Raw genomic sequence first — 20,726 nt, forward strand, 5'->3', positions numbered from 1 at the left:
ATTTGCAGCACGACAGGACGGCTCACCTTTTATTTATAAGAATGCTTTTACAATCTCTTCCCATTCCTGCTCCAGCGAATAACCGGGCATGCGCTTATTCGCTTTATTGTACCAGTAGTTGGCATTGAATGCATCACCCTCTTTGCGGTGCAGATACGCATGTATCCAGGAAGCCTTTTGATCAGGCACGTCCTGAATGGCTTCATGCGAAGCATCCCAATCGCCTTTGGCATCCAGCCACAACGCACGCAGGTACACACTAATTCCATTTGGTGGCGTAGCCTTTGTAATACTGGCGTAGAATTGATCGTAGTTCATAGTGAACCAAAGATAACTTATCCCGCATTATACGCTGCTGCAAACACCTGCGCAAAATCATTCAGCTTTACTTTTCCCAGTGCCTGCTTGTGCTTCCAGTAATCTTCGAACAGGATGCCTGAATCGATCGTACGACCCATTTCAACATAGTTGTCAGCAAGGTCTTCACCTAAACCACCCTGCAACATGCCAGCTTTGGCCTGGTCGTCGGGGAACTTTACCCAGGGAATTTCAGGCTTGCCTACTGCCTTGCCCAGTGCGGTGGCAATGTCGTTTGTGCCAACTTCATCACTGACAATATAGCGCACACCATGCCCTTTGAATTTCAACTGCAATAGTTCTTCTGCTGCTACTGCTGCAATATCACTGGTATCAGTAAGAGGAAAGCGTTGAGCCGGTACAGTAAAGTTCCCACCTGCAATGCCGGCTTGTTTGATCAAGCCAAGGTTGGCAAACAGGTTATAGTAGAAATAAGATGGCCTGAGGTGGAGGATATTGATATTGCTCAGGGTATTCAGGTTCTTTTCTGTGCGGTGCAGGCCGGCAATAGGGCCGGTACCACCTTCCAGGTGAGCGCCAATGCTGCTGAGGTGAACAACATACTTAACCGGGCTGGCAGTAAGCGCTGCCAGGTAATTTTTTCCTACCTGCTCAATGGCCTGCTTCACATTAGTTGCAGCATAGTTGGGAGGCGACATCAGGTATACGGCATCTGCACCGGCGAAAGTGGCGGTTAGAAAGACCACATCATCTACTGAGCCAATGGCAGCTTTCGCTCCTTTGTTAACCAATTCCTGCAGGTTGGCGGCATTGCGGCCAATCACTGTCACCTTATGGCCGGCGGCCAGTAATGCTTCTGTCAGCGGTTTCGAAATGTGGCCAGCGCCACCTGTGATTACGTAATGCATGTTTTAAATAATTTGATTGGGTGATTGTGTTTTATTTATTTGTATATACAAGTATTGGGGCAAAAAAAATATTAGTCGGGTAGCTTGTCGGCAATGCAGGCCATGTTCTTCACCATGCGCATACTCTCCTCTTTACCAAGGATGTGGGTGTAGTTTTCAATGAAGTGCCCAAGGCATTCCTGCAGTTTGGGGTACAGCTCTTTACCCTGAGCCGTTGGGAACACTTTTGTCATCTTGCCTTCAGATGTACGCGTTACCAGTTCTTTCCCTTCCAGCTTTTCGATCAGCCGGGTAATGGTCGAAGGTGTCAGGATCAGTTGCTCGCTCAAAGCCGTGGGCTGTATGCCCGGCTCTTCGATCACCAACATCAGCAAATAAGCATGACTGGGCGAGAGGTCGACCCGCTTCCAGGTCTCCATAGCCAGTTTTTCGATCCTCCGGCCAAGGGCGTTGGCTACGAAGTACATGCAATGGCGGTATTTGCTTTCTGAAGGTTTCATTGACAGGACAAAGATAAAGGCTTTTTATTTGTATATGCAAATATAATTTGGAAAGAAATCTTAATGTTCCACAATTAGATGACCGAAATGACCGGTCATTAGCGGCCATTTGAGGACATTTCGGTCATCGTTTTTGCAGGCAGGTCACTTCTATGGTAAGTTTGTAAAGAGCGCATCGGGATAGAATGAATTAAAGAAGCCCGTACTGGTTAATGAAGCAGCAGAGGAGCCGGGGTTAATCCGGGGATAAGCCGTACTTAAGCCGTAGTAAAGCCGTACTAATCCCGTATTAATAGCACAACAAGTCAAAAACAGCCATTTTCATTAAAAACGGCAGGGTAGCTGGTGCCCTGACCTGGAAAGGGCAGATTGATAACCAACACTTACATTTGTGTAGTTTTATTAAGTCGATCGAAAAGCATGGCCAATCCAAACTTACATACAGAAAAAGGGTCCTTATCCGCTGCAGATAAAGAATTTGAGAACAATATCCGCCCCAAAGAGATCGAAGACTTTGCCGGTCAGGGACAGATCATTGAAAACCTGAAGATATTTATCAAGGCTGCCAAGCTGCGCGGAGAGGCGTTGGACCATGTGCTGTTTCATGGCCCTCCCGGACTGGGCAAAACAACCCTGAGCCGTATCGTGGCCAATGAAATGGGCGTTAGCATTAAAGAAACCTCCGGGCCGGTCATCGAAAAGCCAGGAGACCTGGCCGGGCTGCTCACTAACCTGGAGCCCCACGACGTGTTGTTTATCGATGAGATCCACCGGTTGAGCACCGTGGTAGAAGAATACCTCTACGCAGCCATGGAAGATTACCGGCTGGACATCATGATCGACAGCGGCCCCAATGCCCGAAGTATCCAGATCAATTTAAATCCTTTCACACTGGTAGGTGCTACCACGCGCAGCGGGTTGCTGACAGCACCCCTGTTATCGCGTTTTGCCATCAAAGCCAGGCTGGAATATTACAATGCCGAAGTATTGCAGCGGATCATCAACCGCGCGGCAAGTATTCTCAATACCAAGATCACTTCCGATGCGGCCCATGAAATTGCACGCCGCAGCCGGGGAACGCCCCGTATCGGTAACGGCCTGCTACGCCGCGTACGCGATTTTGCGCAGGTGCTGAGCAATGGCGTGATCGATCTTGCCATCACACAACATGCCTTGCGGGCATTGAATGTAGATGAGTATGGACTGGATGAAATGGATAACCGCATTCTCCTTACCATCATCGATAAGTTCAAAGGCGGGCCGGTAGGCATTACTACCATTGCCACTGCCGTAGGTGAAGAAACAGGAACACTGGAAGAAGTGTATGAACCCTTTTTGATCCAGGAAGGTTTCATCAAACGTACGCCCCGTGGCCGTGAAGTAACACCTAAAGCGTATGAACACCTTGGGCGCACGCCGGGCAGCAACAATCCCAATCTTTTATTCTGATACCTAAACAATCCAACCAGCCGGGATTTCCGTAAATGGTATTCTTTTCAGTTACCCCTGTCTGGTAGTAGCAGCTAAATCATTTAACTGCTATGAGTCAATTCAAGTCCATTGTATGCCTATGGGTGATGGCTTTATGCGCCCATAACGCAACTGCACAGTATTACTTCTACGATGATGAACGCCTGGAGGCTGCTCTGTTATGGGAAGCCGGCGGTTCTGTTGGTGTCATGAATTGTTTTACCGATCTGGGTGGCCGGAAAGGCGTCGGTAAGGGGTTCGTGAAAGACCTGAACAGGCAGCATTATAATTTTGCTGGTGGCTTTTATATCGGCGCATTGTATCAACAGGCCATCGGCGGCAGGCTGGAAGCTACTTTTGGAAAGGTGAGCGCTTCTGATAAAGTACTGGAAGGCGATAGAAGCGCAGCCAGGGCGCGGTATCAGCGTAACCTGCATTTTCGAAGCAGGATATTCGAACTGGCATTATTGGCAGAGCTTCATCCGCTTACTTTTCTTCAATCGTCAGGCGAGCGATCTTCTTATTTTTCTCCCTACATGATTGGTGGCGTTGGTGTGTTTCGTTTCAATCCCGAAGCATTTACAGGACAGGAGTGGGTGGCATTACAACCTATGCGTACAGAAGGGCAGGGCTTTGCTCAGTATCCCGATCGGAAACCTTACGGGCTTACACAGGTTAACTTTCCATTGGGCGTTGGTGTACGCTATGAAGTGTCGGCGCTGTTGAATACCAGGCTGGAAATAATGCACCGGATATTGAATACCGATTATCTCGATGATGTAAGCCGGGAGTATATCGATCCTGCTTTGTTTGCCAGTAGCCCCGCCGTTCCATCAGCAGAGTTGGCAGCTCAATTAGCTGACAGGAGGCAGGAGCTCCATCCTCCCGCTCTTACCCGTGCAGGAGAAAAGAGAGGCAACTCTGCACGCAACGATGCTTATTTTACTGTTCAGGTTAAATTGGGTGTGCATATTGGCCGAATGAGAAGAGAAAACATGCAACGGTAACGTTTGTGGGCTGGCTATAAAAAAATAAAGCTGCAGCAAGGTATGCTACAGCTTTAATAAAAAACAAATTTATTAGATCAGCGATATCTTATGCAACAGGAGCTACCAGTCTGAAGCCGTTGCCGTGAATGTTCACAATCTCGATCTTCTCGTCTTCTTTCAGGTACTTGCGCAGCTTGGCGATGTATACGTCCATGCTACGTCCGTTGAAATAAGTGTCGCTGCCCCATATCTTCTTCAGTGCCTGTTCGCGGGGAAGCAGGTCGTTCATGTGCTCGGAGAGCATTTTGAGCAACTCATTTTCCTTGGGCGACAAGGTTTGTGTTTTGCCATTGTGGCTCAGTTCACGAAGCTTGGGGTTGAAGTGGTAGCTGCCGAGGTCGAACTCTTTGTTCTCCGCCTCGCGGGTTACTTCTTCATTCCGCTTCAGGATGGCCTTTATCTTCATGAGCAGCACTTCGCTGTCGAAGGGCTTGGTGATGTAATCGTCGGCACCCAATTTATAACCCTGGATGATATCTTCCTTCATGGTTTTGGCGCTGAGGAAGAATAAGGGAATATCCGGATCTATATCGCGGATCTCTTCCGCAAGGGTAAATCCGTCCATGTGAGGCATCATAATGTCAAGCAGGCAAAGCTCGAATTTCTCACGCTGGAAAGCGGCCAGTCCGAGACGGCCATCACGTTCCAGTGTCACATCGAAATCATTTAACTCCAGATAATTCTTTAGTACACTGCCCAGGTTCTGATCGTCTTCACACAATAAGATTTTAGGTTTCTTTCCGTCCATTGTTAGGTATATTTAGTTCGATAGTGTAAATAAAATTAATTCATTTGCCATATCCGACAAGTGGCGTGTAATATTTTGTTAATAAATGGGGTAGGAGGGGCTTTTACGTACTTTTGCGATTTAAGATTATTCATATGCGACTGACGAACGATAATACCTTTAAGAAGCTCATTGTGATTGGCGACCGCGTGTTGATAAGGCCCTCAAAAGGCAATGAACGTACGGAAAGCGGTTTGTACCTGCCACCCGGGGTAGGGGAAAAAGAAAAGGTGCAGCAAGGCTATGTAATTAAGACGGGACCTGGTTATGCGATCCCCATGCCCGTGGAAGATGAGTCCTGGAAAGGGCATGATGAACAGGTGAAATATATTCCCCTGCAAGCCAAAGAAGGCGACCTGGCCGTATTCCTGCTGAGTGGCGCTACGGAAGTAATGTACGAGAACGAGCGATATTATATCGTGCCGCAGAGCGCTATCCTGATGCTGGAAAGGGAAGAGGAGATGTGATCTCCCATTACATACAGATAACAATTTTTTTCTGATTGTTTTTCGGGCAATCCTGTATCTTCCCTTCATAAATCTGCTTTATGGCGAACAATGAAACATTCCTGAAAGCTGTGCAGGATGGTTATACTTTTAAAGGTGAATCTGCTGTATTGGGTGTGGGTATGCTGGATAAAGCTGCCGTGCCCGGCGCCCTGGTAAAACTGCCGCTTAAAACCATGAACCGGCACGGCCTCATTGCCGGCGCTACCGGTACCGGTAAAACAAAAACTTTGCAGGTGATCGCTGAAGCATTGAGTGATGCCAGTGTGCCTGTACTGTTGATGGACATCAAAGGCGACCTCAGTGGTATTGCCGCTGCCGGTACGGAAAATGAAAAGATCAAAGAAAGGATAGCTATTATCGGAGGTACTTATAAGCCCACTGCTTTCCCAGTAGAACTGATGAGCCTGAGTAATGAGAAGGGCGTACGGTTACGGGCTACAGTAAGTGAATTTGGTCCTATCCTCCTGTCCAAGATATTAGACCTGAATGATACCCAGCAAGGGCTGGTAGCCATGATCTTCAAGTATTGTGATGACAACAAACTGCCTTTGCTCGACCTGAAGGACTTTATCAAGGTGTTGCAGTTTGTGAGCAATGAAGGAAAAGCAGAGATTGAAAAAGCATACGGTAAGATCGCTTCAACCAGTACTGGTACCATTCTGCGTAAAGTGATAGAACTACAGCAGCAAGGTGCTGATGTGTTCTTTGGAGAACCTTCTTTCGAAGTAGACGACCTGATGCGTATTGGAGATGATGGCCGTGGCATGATCAATGTGCTGCGCGTAACTGACATGCAAAACAGGCCCAAGCTGTTCTCTACTTTCATGTTGCAACTGCTGGCTGAGTTGTATGCTACGTTGCCCGAAGCCGGTGACCTCGACAAGCCCAAGCTGGTAATGTTCATCGATGAAGCGCACCTGGTATTCCAGGAAGCCACCGATGCTTTGATGCAGCAGATTGAAACAGTGATCAAGCTCATCCGCTCCAAAGGAGTAGGCATCTTCTTTTGTACGCAAAACCCGCAGGATGTGCCTGCCGGCGTATTGAGCCAGTTGGGTTTGAAAGTGCAACATGCCCTGCGTGCCTTTACGGCCGCCGATCGCAAGACGATCAAGCAGGCTGCAGAGAACTATCCCGAGACAGAGTTTTATAAAACAGAAGAGTTGCTGACCCAACTGGGTATCGGCGAAGCGCTGGTGACCATGCTGAATGAGAAGGGCATTCCCACGCCATTGGTGCATACCATGCTGGTGTCGCCCCGGTCGAGAATGGACGTATTGAGTGATGGAGAGCTGGATACGCTGGTGAATAGCTCAAAGCTGGTGAAGAAGTATGCTGAAGTAGCCGATAGCGAAAGTGCTTACGAAATATTGAACGATAAACTGGAAGAGGCTGCCAAACGTACTGCTGAAGAGAAAGCAGAGAAGGAAGCTGCGAAAGAAGAAAAGAAGGCTGGTGGCGGAAGTTCTAAGAAAGAAAAGTCTACTATCGAGAAGGTACTGGATAATTCAGTGACCCGCCAGATAGGCCGCACTGCTGCCAATGTGATCACCCGCAGTTTGCTGGGCGCATTGGGATTGGGAGGAAAGAGTACCAAGAAGAAGAGCAGTAGTAGCTGGTTCTGATTATGACAACTTGATTAACCCTTTTTCGTTCACCGATATTTTTTGTTCAGCCTGGAGGAAGTTAATAACCTGCCAGGCTTTTTCTTTTTTGATACCATTCAGGTGGTGCAATAATTCTTCCGCGCTCATACTGCCGGTACCAATGACAGTGACGATGCGCTGGTGTATCTGCTTAAACTCTTCTGTTGTTAGTGGCTGTTGGTTCCTGTTGCGACAGTTGTCGCAGATGCCACAATCCTTTGCAGTATCATCGCCAAAGTAGGACGCAATGTATTGGCTGCGGCATTGTTTCTTTTCACGCACGTAGCTGATCATTGCAGCGATCCGCTCTTTGAATTGCTGCTTACGCTTTTCATAATCAGCCATGTTGATAAACAAGTCCTCTGCTTTTACGCGACGGCGCAGGAAGTAAAGCTGTGGCTTGTCCTTCTGCGGCATGTAGTCGATGATGGCATTGGCATCCAGTATTTTCAATTGCTTCACGACTTCATCCTGTTCTATTCTCAGCAAAAAGGCCAGTGTTTTTTCATGGATGCTTACAGGAACATCAAAGATGCCTTCGTAAGTTCTCAGCAGCGTAGTCATGAGCGGTTCCAGTACGGGGCTGCTTTTCTCAAACTCATACAGCCACTCTTTATTGGTCACAAACTGTACTTTGGAAGGAATGAGTACCTGCTCATTGAAACTAAGCCATGCATCCTGCTCCAATGCTTTAATAGCATAGGTAGTAAGCCAGGCATCCAGCTTGAATTTGCTGCCAAAATCAGTGATGTCGAAGTCATAGTACACGCCTTCCCCAGAGCCGGTTGGCACCTGCAGGTAATTGACGATGCCCTGGTACACGACGCGGATATCCTGTAGTGTGGGGAAACGGATATCGGGCAATGCTTCCAACTCTTCCGGTTCTTTTTTGTCATGCAACAGGATAGCATAAGCCTTCTTGCCGTCTCTGCCTGCGCGGCCTGCTTCCTGGTAATAGTTTTCGATACAGTCGGGCACGTCCATGTGGATGACGGTGCGCACGTCGGGCTTGTCGATCCCCATGCCGAAGGCGTTGGTACAAACGATCACGCGCGTGCGGTCTTTTATCCAGTCGTCCTGTTTTTTAGTACGCTCTTCCTGTGTAAGGCCAGCATGGTAGTAGTCGGCTTTGATGCCCTGCATGTTGAGCTGGTCGCTGACGTTTTTGGTGCGCTTGCGGCTCTTGCAATAAACGATACTGCTGCCGGGTACTTTCTGCAGTATATCGGCGAGCTTGTTGATCTTCGCTTCTTCTTCAAAAAGACTGTACGACAGGTTGGGTCGCTCAAAGGATTGCCGGAATATCTGCGGCTTTACGAATTCGAGCTTATCGCAAATATCCTGCTGCACGATGGGCGTGGCCGATGCCGTGAGGGCCAGTATGGGAACGCCCGGTAGCTCAGCGCGCAGGGCAGCGATGCGCTGGTAAGGCGGTCGGAAATCATATCCCCATTGAGAAATGCAATGCGCCTCATCTACTGCCACCAGGTTAATGTCGAGCGCGGGCAGGTATTCTTTAAAGAGCGAGGTTTCCAGCCGTTCGGGTGATACGTATAGGAATTTACAATTACTGTCGGTAGCAACCTTAAGTGCGTTGATCACTTCTTTCCGGCTCATGCCCGAATAAAGGGCATAGGCGGTAATGCCCTTACGGCGTAGGTTCTCCACCTGGTCTTTCATCAGTGCGATGAGTGGGCTTACTACAAGGCATAATCCTTCCTGCGCCATGGCAGGTACCTGGAAGCAGATGGATTTACCACCTCCTGTGGGCAGCAGTGCCAGGGTATCCTGTCCACGCAGTATGGAGTTGATGATATCTTCCTGGAACGGCCGGAAGTTATCGTACCCCCAATATTCTTTTAATATGGTATGAATGTTACGCATGTCGGCAATCGGCAGTCGGCAATCAGCAATGTGGGTTGCTGATTACTGGCACGCCACCATTTTTGTAAGCATCTGGAAACACCTGATCATATTGTTTCCTAATTCCTGTGTTTCGGTTTTTGCAAAGTAATTTAATGTGACTGCAATATCCAATGCTGCATCAATTTCAACAAGAGAACTTCTGGCAATCTCGTAAAATCTCCTTCTTTCAATGGCTGATTTTCTGGCCGCACCCTCTGCAATATTCAGTTGTACTGACAAAGCTGCTCTCCTGACTTGCTGTACCATATTAAACTTCTCTTCAGGAGGAAATGATTTAGTGAGTTGATAGCAGGAAATAACAACGGTTTTGGCAAGTTTGTAGATGTCCATTTCTTTATGGGCAAGCTGTAAATACATGGAAATTGAATTTCCCACAATCTACTTCTAAAAACAACATATATAACTTTAAGACAATTTAGTGTTGCCTTTAGTCAGTAAGCTTCACTGCCGATTGCCGGCTGTCGATTGCCGATATCAAGTAACTTTTTTAACGAACAACTTCACAGAGTTAAGCGCCAGCACCACATCACTCAGGCCCATCACCAAGGCGCCGAAGGTGGGTGTGAGTAAACCAAAGGCTGCAACTGGTATGGCGATGATGTTGTAGAAGAACGCCCAGAAAAGATTTTGCTTGATGGTAATAAAGGTATGGCGGCCCAATCCCAATGCTAAGGGAAGGTTTTTGATGCCCTGGTTCATGAGCACTACATCGGCTGTTTGTACGGCTACCTGAGCTGCTTCACTGAGTGAGATGCCAATGGTGGCTTTGGCCAGTGCCGGGGCATCGTTGATGCCATCGCCAACCATCGCCGTGGGACCTTGCAGGGTGAGGTCTTCCACCACAGTCAGTTTTTCTTCCGGTGTTTTTTCTGCAATGACCTCATCGATACCCAGGAAGGTGGCCAGCTGCTGGCATTTGCCATAGCGATCTCCACTGAGCAGGATGGTGCGTATGTTGCGGTGACGCAGGTATTGGACCACTTGTATAGCCTCGGGACGTATTTCATCTTTCACATCGATCCAGCCCAGCAGCTCATCATTCTTCATGATGTAAACATTGTGGCTGTCTTCGCGGGTGTGTGCCATGGCAATCCTGTAAGAGCCTGCCTGGTATACATCGCCTTCTTTGGAAGTGGCCTTCATACCCTGTCCTTTCACTTCTTCTATTTTTTGCCAGTAGATCGTCTCCGGCTGTTTCCAGGCAAGGGCAATGCTTTGGGCTATGGGGTGGTTAGAATATTTCTCCAGCGAAGCGGTGATTTTCTTAAACTCTTCAGTGCTGATGTTCTCTGCGATCAGTTTATAATCGGCCACTGCAAACTTGCCGGTGGTGAGGGTGCCGGTTTTGTCGAACACCACCTGCCGGATGCTCTTGAACAATTCGAGGCTTTTGGAGTTGCGGAAGAGGATGCCATTGCGGGCAGCCCTTCCCAGGCCTACTGCAATGGCGGCCGGTGTGGCCAAGCCCATGGCGCAGGGACAGGCGATGACCAATACTGCAATGCTGCGCATGAGGGATGCGGTAAAGTTTTGCAGTATAATAAAGTTGAGGATGAAGGTAACGGCGGCTATGCCCAGCACCACTGGTACAAAGATGGCGCTGATCTTATCGGCCATTTGCTGCACAGGTGGCTTTTCACCTTGCGCTCTCCTGACGAGGTTGACGATGTTGGCCAGTACCGAATCTTTAGATTCAGCAGTGACCTGCGCGCGGATGGTGCCATCGATGATGAGGCTGCCGCCCATGAGAAAATCTTTTGACTTTTTATGCTGGGGCATGCTCTCTCCGGTAAGGATGGCTTCATTTACCGTGGCATCGCCGGATAATATTTTGCAGTCGGCAGGCACCTGCTCGCCGTTCTTGATCAGGATGAGGTCGCCGGAACGGAGGGACGTATTTTCTACGGGGAACACGTTTTCCTGTCCTTCGTGGTAGGCGATCATATTGGCCATCACTTTTTGCGATTTGGCCAGTTTGTTGAGGGCGCGCTGGGTAGATTGTATGGAGGCATCTTCCAGGTAATTGCCCAGGAATACGAGGGTAATGACGGAGGCGGCTGTTTCGTAAAACAGGAAGCCTTCGCCCAGGTTGAAGAGGGTGCCGATAAAGCTATAAACAAAAGCTGCAGTGGCGCCGATGGCTACCAGCACGTTCATGTTGGGCATGCCATTGCGGATGCTTTTGAGGGCGCTGCGTCCGAAGAAGTCCATACCTACGAGGAAAACAGGCATGCAGAGCGATAGCTGTACCCAGGGATCCATGAGCCAGTGGATGTGGACCCATTTGTCCAGCATGTGCAGCATGAGGGGTGCCGTAAAGATCAGGCAGAAAAGAAAGCGTTGTTTATGGTTGGACAGGAATTTCTTCTTTCTGGCGGGGGATGCATCTCCATGTTCTTCTTCGTGAACGGTGTAGCCGAGGGATTCTATGCCTTTGGCGATCTTTTGACTGGGGCTGTTGCCGCCATTGATGCCAAAGCTGACATCTCCACTGGCCAGACTTACTTTTACGTCTTTCATACCTTCTTTTTCAAGGTATTTGTGAATAGTAAGCGCGCAGTTGGAGCAGGTCATCCCTTCAACTTTCCAATTGACTGTCTTCATTCTTGCGGGGTTTTGATCTCTCTATGATATTACTGCGCGATCATCCCAATCGTGCAGTTTCATAGTAATTGGTATCATAATAAGCTGGCAGGCAATTCATAGAATTCTATGGAGGGTTGTGTACCAGGGTTGCTGCAAATTTACCATGTAATGCCGGGCGCACGGTATGAATCTACGGATAATATCTTTACCGGGTTGCAATTTCCTGCCGGGCCGGCCCAAAAACTCCTGTTGCCGGACGTATCTTTGCAGCCTATGGAATTACGGTTTACGCTGGATACTATTCAGGAGGCTGCCAGGGAGTTCTGGCAGGCGGGGAACGGGGCAAAGGTGTTTGCCTTCCATGGCGCTATGGGCGCGGGCAAAACTACTTTTATCCATGCCCTGTGTGATGTGAAAGGGGTGAGCAGCACGGTGGGCAGCCCTACTTTTTCCATCATTAATGAATATGCCTGGCCGGGCGGTAAAATGTTCCACATCGACCTGTACCGGTTGAAAGGCGAGGAAGAAGCCATGCAGGCTGGGGTGGAGGATTGCCTGTATTCCGGCAATATCTGCCTGGTGGAATGGCCTGAAAGAGCGGAAGGTATTTTCCCAGATGGTACCGTGCCTGTTTTCGTCAACGCCCTTGATCCTCAAACCCGTCTCGTAAGGATCGGAGATAAATAAGTATATTTGAGGGCTTTCTTAGCATTTCAATAGCAACCAGATAAACTGAAAACCGCTTCATGTCTCAGCAAAAACCGATCATCAGCACTTCTTTCAGTTACGAAACTCTTGCAGAAAAACTTGATATAAAACCCAAGGGGGCCCAATTGCATATTGGTATTCCCCGGGAAACTGCTTTTCAGGAGAATCGTATTGCCCTGACGCCGGAAGCTGTAGGCGTGTTGATCAGCAATGGCCACGATGTGGTGATCGAGCACAATGCCGGCGAAGCCGCCCACTACCGTGATCGCGATTATAGTGAGGCCGGTGCCCGGATCGTGTATGAAAAAGCGGAGGTGTTCAAATCGCCGATCCTGGTGAAGAGCGCCCCGGTGGTGGAGGAAGACCTTCCTTACCTGCAACTCAATCAGGTGATCATTTCGCCCATCCATCTTTCGGCCATGAAGGCTGAACTGTTGCAGAAGATGATGGATAAGCGGATCACCGCTATTTCTTTTGAAAATTTAAAGGACGACAGCGACAGCTTACCCATCGTGCGCAGCATGAGTGAGATTGCAGGTAGTGCGGTAATGCTGATCGCAGCACAATATTTGAGCTCAGCTAACCACGGCAAGGGTGTGTTGCTGGGTGGTATTTCCGGTATTCCGCCTACCAAGGTCATCATTCTGGGGGCTGGTATCGTGGGTGAGTTTGCTGCCCGTGCCGCCCTGGCGCTGGGTGCTTCTGTGAAAGTATTTGATAACAGTGTGTACCGCCTGAAGCGATTGCAGAATAATATCGGTCAGCGCATGTGGACTTCTGTCATGGAGCCTCGTATCCTGGCCAAGCAGTTGAAGACCTGTGAGGTGGCAGTGGGTGCCTTGGCCTCTCAAAGTGGCCGCACACCGGTGGTGGTGTCGGAGGAGATGGTAAGCAATATGCGTCCCGGCAGTGTTATCATTGATGTGAGCATTGACCGCGGGGGCTGTTTTGAAACTTCTGAGATTACCAGTCATGAACAGCCCATCTTCATGAAGTATGGGGTTATTCATTACTGTGTACCTAATATTCCTTCTGGTTTTGCCCGAACGGCTTCGCAAGCCATCAGCAACGTACTGATGCCTTTGCTCCTGGAAGCCGGTGACGAAGGCGGCTTCGAGAGCCTGGTGTGGCACAAAGTGCACCTGCGCAGCGGTATCTATATTTTTAAAGGTGCGTTGACCAACTTCCACCTTAGCCAACGCTTTGATCTTAAGTATACCGACCTGAACCTGCTGATCGCGAGTCAGCGTTAAGAAAATCAAAACTGTTGTCCGCGCCTTTCCCTCTGGCGCGATAGTTGTTTTTCATAGCCCATTAAACCAAGGCTTATGAAAGCAATTACTACCTTATTTCTTTCTCTTTACATTGTTGGAGCAGGTTATGCTCAGTCTTCTATGTCTCCCATTTCCGGCTGGAAGATGCAGGAGCAGAGCGGCCGTTATCTTTTTATGCCTGCTTCCAGTGGTGGCGGACAACAGTTTGTATATGAAGTGATGCCCATGAAAAACAGTAATGGTGAATCCGGCAACAGCTGGTTCAAAGGGATTTTAAGCAATGATGCGCAACAGTCTGGATATACCATCCCAGCCAGTGATAATGTTCAGGTGGTTGTTCAAAGTGGCTTTTACACGTATACTACGCAGGTGAGCGATAAAAGTGGCAGGAAATGGCTCATTGCTTATATGGGCTATCAGTTGAAAGATGAATACAGGCTGGCCCGCATGGTGAGCTCTCCCGATGCTAACTATTTCAAAGCAAATATTCAACCTGCTATTGTTCATTTTGGTAAGCTGGCCAAGCAGGATGGTGTTAAGTTGGAGGGCACGGGAACTGGTTCAACCGCCAAGACAGAAGAAAAGAAACCCACGACTACTTCCACAAGGGTAAAGCCGGATGACCTGATCACTGAAAATGGACTAAAGCCGGGAGAGGTGAAGGGTATAGTCATTCACATGGAATATATTGCCGGTGTAGGCGGTGGTATTTATCCCAGTTATGAGCCTTACCTGATGTTGACAGATGGCAGTATTTATGATGGGCCGTCGGTGAGTCCGTATAAGTTTGATGTAGCCAAGTCGAAACAACTGGAACCAAGGAAATGGGGCACCTGGAAAGCGGTGGGCAAAACGATCGTGGTCAACTGGCCTAATAAGGAAAAGGAAAGAGATAAAACTGACACCTGGGAGAAGAATTGGTTCTGGGCTAAGCCCGCTGCCAATGGGGAGAAGATACAGGGTTCTTATAAAACTATTTCCGGTGGTGGCAACACTGCTTTTGGCGGGAATGTGATGATCGTATCTGCCAGCAATATTACTTTCAATAAGAATGGTCAGTTTACAATGGTCAGTACTTCCGGTGGCAGTAATAGCGGTGACTTTGGGGTTTCATCTTCTGCCTATGCTCATAAAGATGGTGCGGGCACGTATATACTGAATGGCTATTCGCTGGAGCTGCGTTTCAATAATGGGCAGGTAAAGCGACAGTCTTTTTACTTCTATCCTGATTCCAAAGATGCAATGGGTATCGGCACCAGTGCTTATGTACCGAAGAAATAATTGCTATGCTGTCTTATTGGTTTTATAATCCAGTATGCTGAGTTGCTGCTGGCAGAAACCATATTCCTGTATATCATTACTGCTCACGATCACGAGGCGATCGCTGCAATAGTCGGCGATGAGTTTTTGGTAAAGGGCAATGCCTTCTGCATCGAGGTTGGTGCAAGGCTCATCGAGTAGTACGCAGGGTACATCGCTGAAGATGGCCTGCGCCAGTTTTACCCGCTGTTTCATGCCACTGCTATAATAACGGATCTGTTTATGGGCTGATTTTTCCAGTCCCACAATGCTGATGGCCTGGGGAATGGTGATGCCGGGCAGGAGTGGCTTGAATTGAGTGTGAAAAGTCAGAAACTCTGTAACGCTCATTTCCTCGATGGCTTCAAGGTAAGGCGCTGCAATGGAAATGTGTTGGTAGAGACTTTCTCCCGGTTGTTTGCTATGTCCCGTAGCTGCCGGACGATTACCGATGGCTGGCACTTCATAGCTGTATTCGCCTTCGCTCATCATGAGAGCGCCGCCAATAACCTGCAATAGGGTTGACTTGCCGGAACCGTTGGGCCCGGTGATGGCATAGGCGGTGCCTGTTGTAAACTCGTAATTAACGTTACGGAATATCCAGTCGCGGTTGAATCGTTTACCTGCTTTAGTCAGCGATATCTTCATCTACACTACCTTTTGAATAGCGTTTAATGATACCACGGCCGCTTTCGCGGATAAAGGTTACAATTTCATCGCGCTCATCGGTGGCGGGGAACTCTTCTTCCAGGAATTCGAGGGCCTGGCTGGTGTTCATTCCTTTGTTGTAGATGATGCGGTAGATATCGAGTATGTGGTTGATCTTATCGATGGTGAATCCTCTGCGTTTGAGGCCTACTGAGTTGGCGCCGGAATAGCTGAGGGGTTGACGACCTGCTTTGATATAAGGAGGAACGTCTTTACCTACCAGTGAGCCACCGCTTACGAAGGCATGTTGTCCGATCTTCACGAATTGGTGTACGGCGCACATACCGCCAAGGATAGCCCAGTCGCCCACTTCTACGTGGCCGGCCAGTTGGGTATTGTTGCTTAGAACACAGTAGCTACCTACCTGACAATCGTGTGCCAGATGGCTGTAGGCCATGATGAGGCTATTGTTGCCTACTTTTGTTTTCCAGCGATCTTTGGTGCCACGGTTGATGGTTACAAATTCACGGATGGTGGTATTATCTCCAATCTCAACAAGTGTTTCTTCTCCTTCAAACTTAAGGTCCTGCGGAACGGCGGCAATAACTGCTCCGGGAAATATGCGGCAGTTCTTACCGATGCGGGCGCCTTCCATGATGGTTACGTTACTACCGATCCAGGTGCCTTCACCGATCTCTACATTTTGGTGTATAACTGTGAAAGGGTCGATCTTAACGTTGGTGGCCAATCTGGCGTTAGGATGGATATACGTGTGAGGATGGATCATTGTATTTACATTCTTAAGTGTAGCCGGGAACTGGCTTTTGGGAGTGACGGACATTGGTTCCCGCTGGGAATCCGGCTGATGTTCGCCTGGCTTATACTTATGGATCGGTTGATGTTTGATATTAAATGATTGTACTAAAATAGACAAAAGTCATGCAATTCACCCCTATAATCAAATATAATTTATTCTGCCAGGGGGATTTTACTACCTCTAACCTCTTCGTTAGCCACGTTTTACCAGCTGCGCCATTAGGTCTCCTTCGGTAGCTATCTTGTTGCCGATGTACACTTTTCCGCGCATTTCACAGATACCACGACGTATTGGAGCTAACAACTCCATTTTCAAAATCATAGTATCACCGGGTACCACTTTTTGCTTGAACTTAACATTATCGATCTTGAGAAAATAGGTGTCATATTCTCCGGGAGGCATGGCATTGATACAAAGGATGCCGCCAGTTTGTGCGAGGGCTTCTACCTGGAGCACGCCGGGCATTACCGGGTTGCCAGGAAAGTGTCCCTGAAAAAAAGGCTCATCGAAAGTAACATTCTTGATACCCACTATATGACGATCGCTCAGTTCTATGATCTTATCGACCAGCAGGAACGGATAGCGATGGGGCAAGGTTTTTTCTATCTGCTGTAATGTATAGACCGGGGGTTGGTTGGGATCGTATACCGGGATGTCTTTTACGTGTTTGTTCTTCTTGATGTACTGCTTGATCTTGCGGGCAAAGTCCACATTGGTACTATGTCCGGGACGGTTGGCAATGATATGTGCCTTGATAGGGTAACCGATAAGGGCCAGATCGCCTACTACGTCCAACAGTTTGTGGCGGGCAGGCTCATTGGAAAAGCGAAGCTCCAGGTTGTTGAGGTAACCTTCGCTTTTTACTTCGATCTTCTTACGACCAAAGGCTTTCGCGAGACGCTCCATTTCTGTATCAGTAACCGGCTTGTCAACCACTACGATCGCATTGTTGATGTCGCCTCCCTTGATCAGGTTGTGCTCCAACAACATTTCCAGCTCATGGAGGAATACGAAGGTGCGGGATGAAGATATTTCGCTTTTAAACTCCTGCATAGATTTCAGGCCGGCGTGCTGGGTTCCCAGAACGGGGCTGTTGAAGTCTATGAGTGTGGTGATCTTATATTCCGTTGCAGGAAGGGCAGTCATTTCTACCCTCTTTTTTTCGTCGTAATGAGAAATGTTGGTATCGATGGTATACCAAACCTTGGTGGCTTCCTGTTCCATAACCCCCACTTCTTCAATGATCTCTACAAAGGGAGAAGAGCTGCCGTCCATGATAGGGATTTCCGGACCGTTCAGTTCGATCAGGCAGTTGTCTACTCCCATGCCTACGAGGGCGGCGAGAATGTGTTCTACCGTGCTCACTTTAGCGCCATTGTCTTCGAGGGTGGTGCCACGTGATGTATCCGTAACCAGCTCACAATCAGCCTTAATGACTGGTTGGCCGGGCAGATCGATACGTTGGAACTGATAACCGAAACCGGCATTGGCGGGTTTCAGGGTCATGTCCACGTTGATGCCTGTATGTAGGCCGGTACCGGAGATGCTAACTGCTGATTGTAGAGTATGTTGTTTATCAGGATTAAAGGTAGCGTTCATTCTTGTTTTTTAAAGGATGGCGCAAAGATAACAGAAAGTTAGCTTGCGGAGCTCAGTTTATGGCATTGATTATCCTAAACCATTGTTAATGAGAGACTCAGATTGTATCGTGCACGTTGTGGGGTACAGTGAGGCGGCACCAGGTGGAAGCCGTGGCCAGGTAGGGTGGCGTACCTATGGAGACAGGATGGTATATGGGTGTGGTGAGGGTGCTCCGTGGAGCTGGGTCCGGACAAAGTCCGGATAAGGTCCGGGTAACCTCCGGAAAAGGTCCGGATAAGGTATCAGAGATTGACCTTTTCTGCCAGCAGTTGTTGCACCAGTTTTTCCAGTTCCTTGATACGTTTTTCCATATCGGGCAGGTTGCGGCTGAGGGCCTGGCTGCGGAGGGTGCTGGTATAATCAAATGCTGGTGAGCCTGTTACGGCTGTGTTGGGCGTTTTGATGGATTTGCTTACACCGCTCTGGGCATTGATGCGGGCCCCATCGGCGATGGTAAGGTGGCCTACAATGCCGGCCTGTCCACCGATCAAGACATTCTTTCCCAATTTGGTACTGCCGCTTACACCTGCCTGGGCGGCGATCACGGTATTATTGCCTACTTCTACGTTATGTGCTATCTGGATGAGGTTGTCGAGCTTGGCGCCTGACTTGATGAGGGTGGAGCCCATGGTAGCCCGGTCGATGGTAGCGTTGGCGCCTATTTCCACAAAGTCTTCTACTATTACGTTGCCGATCTGGGGCACCTTTTTAAAGCTACCGTCTGCCTGGGGCGCAAAGCCGAAGCCGTCGCTGCCTACTACTGTTCCGGCATGGATGGTAACGTTTTTACCCACCACGCAGTCGTGGTAAACTTTTACACCGGGATGTATGATCGTGTTGTCGCCGATTGTCACATTATCTCCGATAAAGGTGTTGGGGAAAATTTTTACGTTGTTGCCCAACGTTACTTTTTCTCCGATATAGGTGAAGGCGCCGATAAATATGTTTTCGCCCAGTTTGGCGGTTTTGGAAATATAGCTGGGTTCCTGGATGCCGGCCATTTGCTGGGTTACCATTTCCTGGTATTTGGACAGGAGGGTGGCAAAGGCGGTATAGGCATCGGGCACACGGAGAAGGGTTGCTTTCACGGGCTGCTTCAGTTCCTGGGAGGCATTGATGATAACGATGGATGCTCCGGTACTGTAGAGGAAATCTTCGTATTTAGGGTTGGCCAGGAAGGCAAGTTGTCCTGTTTGGGCTTCTTCAATTTTTCCGAAAGAACCAACTGCGGCGTTTGCATCGCCTTCGATGGTTCCGTTTATGAGCATGGCTATTTGTGCTGCCGTGAATTGCATGTATATATTGTTTTGAGCCCGAGGCTTAGTTCAAGTAGCAAATGTAATACTTTTTCACAGGGCTGGAGAGGGCCTGATGGATCAATGCATTATCGACTTTTGAAATGTCTTTTACTGTTCCATCTTTAAACAGGATATTGATACTTTCCACGCGGGGGTCGTAGGTGGTGTTTTCGGCTACGCCGCCAAAGAGGAAGTAATGACAATCCTGTGGATCGATCTGCATTTCGTGGCAAATCTTGTTCCGTTGTTTCTCCAGCCAGTCTTGATCGGTAGGGGTGGCCGTTAATTTAACTTTTAATAAACGCCGGGTGACGAGGCAGTGGCACAACTTGGACAATACTTTATCGGGATGGAACACCCAGTTTTTGATGGTGGCGAGTACATCGTAGTCGTCCAGCAGACAAAACTGTTCGAGGTGTGAATCTATAGAGGTAACGGTGTTGTGGTTTTGCAGAAAGAAATCGAACACGGGTGAGGTACAGCTAACCGTTACCCCCCTTGTGATCAGCTCCTGCGCTCTCTCAACGATCTTCACCAGCATTTTTTCGGCACACAGTACAGTCTTGTGCAGGTATACCTGCCAGTACATCAGGCGGCGTGATACCAGGAATTTCTCGATGGAATAAACTGCTTTTTCTTCTACCAGCAATTCATTGTCGCGTACAGTGAGCATTTTCAGGATACGGTCGTACCCGATCACGCCTTCAGATACACCGGTAAAGAAACTGTCGCGGGTGAGGTAGTCCATACGGTCTACATCCAATTGTCCGGAGATAAGTTGGTGAAGAAACGGTTTGTGGTATTTATTCGTAAATATATCGATGGCAAGACTGAGCGCGCCTTCCAGTTCATTGTTGAGTATCTCCATGATCCGGATGGAGATGGTTTCGTGGTGCACTCCTTTGAGCAGCTTGTTTTCGAGGGCATGGGAGTAAGGTCCATGTCCTATGTCGTGCAACAAAATGGCAATTTTAGCCGCCACTTCTTCTTCGGGGGTAATGTTGACGCCTTTGTTCTTCAATTCATAGAGGGCGTTGCTCATGAGGTGGTAAGCGCCGAGAGAGTGGTGCAGGCGGGTATGCACAGCGCCGGGGTATACCAACTGGGCAAAGGCCATCTGGTGGATACGGCGGAGGCGCTGGTACCAGGGATGGGCTATCACCTTAAAGATAAGGGGATGATCGAGGGTGATGAAGCCGTAAACTGGGTCGTTTATGATCTTTCTGGCGCCGGATGTCATTTCGCTGCTTGCTGTTTTGTTAAAATTATTGCTAAATGGAGCGGACAAAAGTACATATTAACTGATTGCACCGGGAATAATGTATTTTGAGGGACTATTTAA

At 48.6% G+C, this 20,726-nt stretch carries 19 protein-coding genes; 7 read left to right on the top strand and 12 right to left on the bottom strand.

Going from position 1 to position 20,726, the window contains the following annotated elements:
* Positions 1-33: 33 nt before the first annotated feature.
* From AC5JBY_RS08370 to AC5JBY_RS08380, 3 genes are all read right to left on the bottom strand, one after another.
* On the bottom strand, positions 34-318 hold the full coding sequence (locus tag AC5JBY_RS08370) for a hypothetical protein (protein ID WP_495904117.1): 285 nt from the start codon (positions 316-318) through the stop codon (positions 34-36).
* Between the two features lie 17 nt (positions 319-335).
* Positions 336-1,226 carry an NAD(P)H-binding protein gene (locus AC5JBY_RS08375; RefSeq protein WP_495904118.1) on the bottom strand — a complete coding sequence of 297 codons (891 nt, stop codon included), beginning with the start codon at positions 1,224-1,226 and terminating at the stop codon, positions 336-338.
* Between the two features lie 71 nt (positions 1,227-1,297).
* A complete protein-coding gene (locus AC5JBY_RS08380) occupies positions 1,298-1,726 on the bottom strand; it encodes a MarR family winged helix-turn-helix transcriptional regulator (RefSeq protein WP_495904119.1) in 429 nt (142 codons plus the stop codon).
* 420 nt (positions 1,727-2,146) lie between these two features.
* Here AC5JBY_RS08380 and ruvB point away from each other — a divergent pair, with 420 nt between their 5' ends.
* Both ruvB and AC5JBY_RS08390 read left to right on the top strand, forming a co-directional pair.
* Complete coding sequence (ruvB, locus tag AC5JBY_RS08385; protein WP_495904120.1) at positions 2,147-3,175, top strand: Holliday junction branch migration DNA helicase RuvB; 1,029 nt, start codon at positions 2,147-2,149, stop codon at positions 3,173-3,175.
* Between the two features lie 92 nt (positions 3,176-3,267).
* A complete protein-coding gene (locus AC5JBY_RS08390; protein WP_495904121.1) occupies positions 3,268-4,203 on the top strand; it encodes a hypothetical protein in 936 nt (311 codons plus the stop codon).
* Positions 4,204-4,291: 88 nt separating this feature from the next.
* On the opposite strand, the gene AC5JBY_RS08395 is transcribed toward AC5JBY_RS08390, so the two are convergent.
* Positions 4,292-4,993, bottom strand: coding sequence for a response regulator transcription factor (locus tag AC5JBY_RS08395; RefSeq protein ID WP_495904122.1), 702 nt, complete (start codon positions 4,991-4,993; stop codon positions 4,292-4,294).
* A 134-nt stretch (positions 4,994-5,127) separates the two neighbouring features.
* Between AC5JBY_RS08395 and AC5JBY_RS08400 the strand changes: the two genes are divergently transcribed.
* Positions 5,128-5,499: a co-chaperone GroES gene (locus AC5JBY_RS08400; protein WP_495904123.1), complete on the top strand. Its 372-nt coding sequence runs from the start codon at positions 5,128-5,130 to the stop codon at positions 5,497-5,499.
* Between the two features lie 80 nt (positions 5,500-5,579).
* On the top strand, positions 5,580-7,166 hold the full coding sequence (locus AC5JBY_RS08405) for a helicase HerA-like domain-containing protein (RefSeq protein WP_495904124.1): 1,587 nt from the start codon (positions 5,580-5,582) through the stop codon (positions 7,164-7,166).
* On the opposite strand, the gene AC5JBY_RS08410 is transcribed toward AC5JBY_RS08405, so the two are convergent.
* The 3 genes from AC5JBY_RS08410 to AC5JBY_RS08420 all read right to left on the bottom strand — a co-directional run bounded on the left by AC5JBY_RS08410 (position 7,167) and on the right by AC5JBY_RS08420 (position 11,717).
* Positions 7,167-9,071, bottom strand: a complete 1,905-nt coding sequence (locus AC5JBY_RS08410) for a RecQ family ATP-dependent DNA helicase (protein ID WP_495904125.1) — start codon at positions 9,069-9,071, stop codon at positions 7,167-7,169.
* Between the two features lie 42 nt (positions 9,072-9,113).
* Positions 9,114-9,470 (bottom strand): four helix bundle protein, encoded by a 357-nt coding sequence (locus AC5JBY_RS08415; protein ID WP_495904126.1) that lies wholly within the window; start codon positions 9,468-9,470, stop codon positions 9,114-9,116.
* Between the two features lie 117 nt (positions 9,471-9,587).
* A complete protein-coding gene (locus tag AC5JBY_RS08420) occupies positions 9,588-11,717 on the bottom strand; it encodes a heavy metal translocating P-type ATPase (protein WP_495904127.1) in 2,130 nt (709 codons plus the stop codon).
* 108 nt (positions 11,718-11,825) lie between these two features.
* On the opposite strand from AC5JBY_RS08420, the gene tsaE reads away from it, so the two are divergent.
* The 3 genes from tsaE to AC5JBY_RS08435 all read left to right on the top strand — a co-directional run bounded on the left by tsaE (position 11,826) and on the right by AC5JBY_RS08435 (position 14,962).
* On the top strand, positions 11,826-12,386 hold the full coding sequence (gene tsaE / locus AC5JBY_RS08425) for a tRNA (adenosine(37)-N6)-threonylcarbamoyltransferase complex ATPase subunit type 1 TsaE (protein WP_495904128.1): 561 nt from the start codon (positions 11,826-11,828) through the stop codon (positions 12,384-12,386).
* Between the two features lie 59 nt (positions 12,387-12,445).
* Positions 12,446-13,660, top strand: coding sequence for an alanine dehydrogenase (locus AC5JBY_RS08430; RefSeq protein ID WP_495904129.1), 1,215 nt, complete (start codon positions 12,446-12,448; stop codon positions 13,658-13,660).
* Between the two features lie 75 nt (positions 13,661-13,735).
* On the top strand, positions 13,736-14,962 hold the full coding sequence (locus tag AC5JBY_RS08435) for a hypothetical protein (RefSeq protein WP_495904130.1): 1,227 nt from the start codon (positions 13,736-13,738) through the stop codon (positions 14,960-14,962).
* A gap of 3 nt (positions 14,963-14,965) precedes the next feature.
* On the opposite strand, the gene AC5JBY_RS08440 is transcribed toward AC5JBY_RS08435, so the two are convergent.
* The 5 genes from AC5JBY_RS08440 to AC5JBY_RS08460 all read right to left on the bottom strand — a co-directional run bounded on the left by AC5JBY_RS08440 (position 14,966) and on the right by AC5JBY_RS08460 (position 20,624).
* Positions 14,966-15,628 (bottom strand): ABC transporter ATP-binding protein, encoded by a 663-nt coding sequence (locus AC5JBY_RS08440; protein ID WP_495904131.1) that lies wholly within the window; start codon positions 15,626-15,628, stop codon positions 14,966-14,968.
* The gene (gene lpxA / locus AC5JBY_RS08445) at positions 15,609-16,415 is read right to left on the bottom strand and encodes an acyl-ACP--UDP-N-acetylglucosamine O-acyltransferase (RefSeq protein WP_495904132.1); all 807 of its coding nucleotides are present in this window, start codon (positions 16,413-16,415) and stop codon (positions 15,609-15,611) included. The genes AC5JBY_RS08440 and lpxA overlap by 20 nt, the downstream gene beginning before the upstream one ends.
* A gap of 222 nt (positions 16,416-16,637) precedes the next feature.
* Positions 16,638-18,044 carry a bifunctional UDP-3-O-[3-hydroxymyristoyl] N-acetylglucosamine deacetylase/3-hydroxyacyl-ACP dehydratase gene (locus AC5JBY_RS08450; RefSeq protein ID WP_495904133.1) on the bottom strand — a complete coding sequence of 469 codons (1,407 nt, stop codon included), beginning with the start codon at positions 18,042-18,044 and terminating at the stop codon, positions 16,638-16,640.
* A 284-nt stretch (positions 18,045-18,328) separates the two neighbouring features.
* Positions 18,329-19,381, bottom strand: a complete 1,053-nt coding sequence (gene lpxD / locus AC5JBY_RS08455) for a UDP-3-O-(3-hydroxymyristoyl)glucosamine N-acyltransferase (protein ID WP_495904134.1) — start codon at positions 19,379-19,381, stop codon at positions 18,329-18,331.
* A 25-nt stretch (positions 19,382-19,406) separates the two neighbouring features.
* Complete coding sequence (locus AC5JBY_RS08460) at positions 19,407-20,624, bottom strand: HD domain-containing protein (RefSeq protein ID WP_495904135.1); 1,218 nt, start codon at positions 20,622-20,624, stop codon at positions 19,407-19,409.
* Positions 20,625-20,726: the final 102 nt, after the last annotated feature.

Source organism: Paraflavitalea sp., assembly GCF_059502485.1.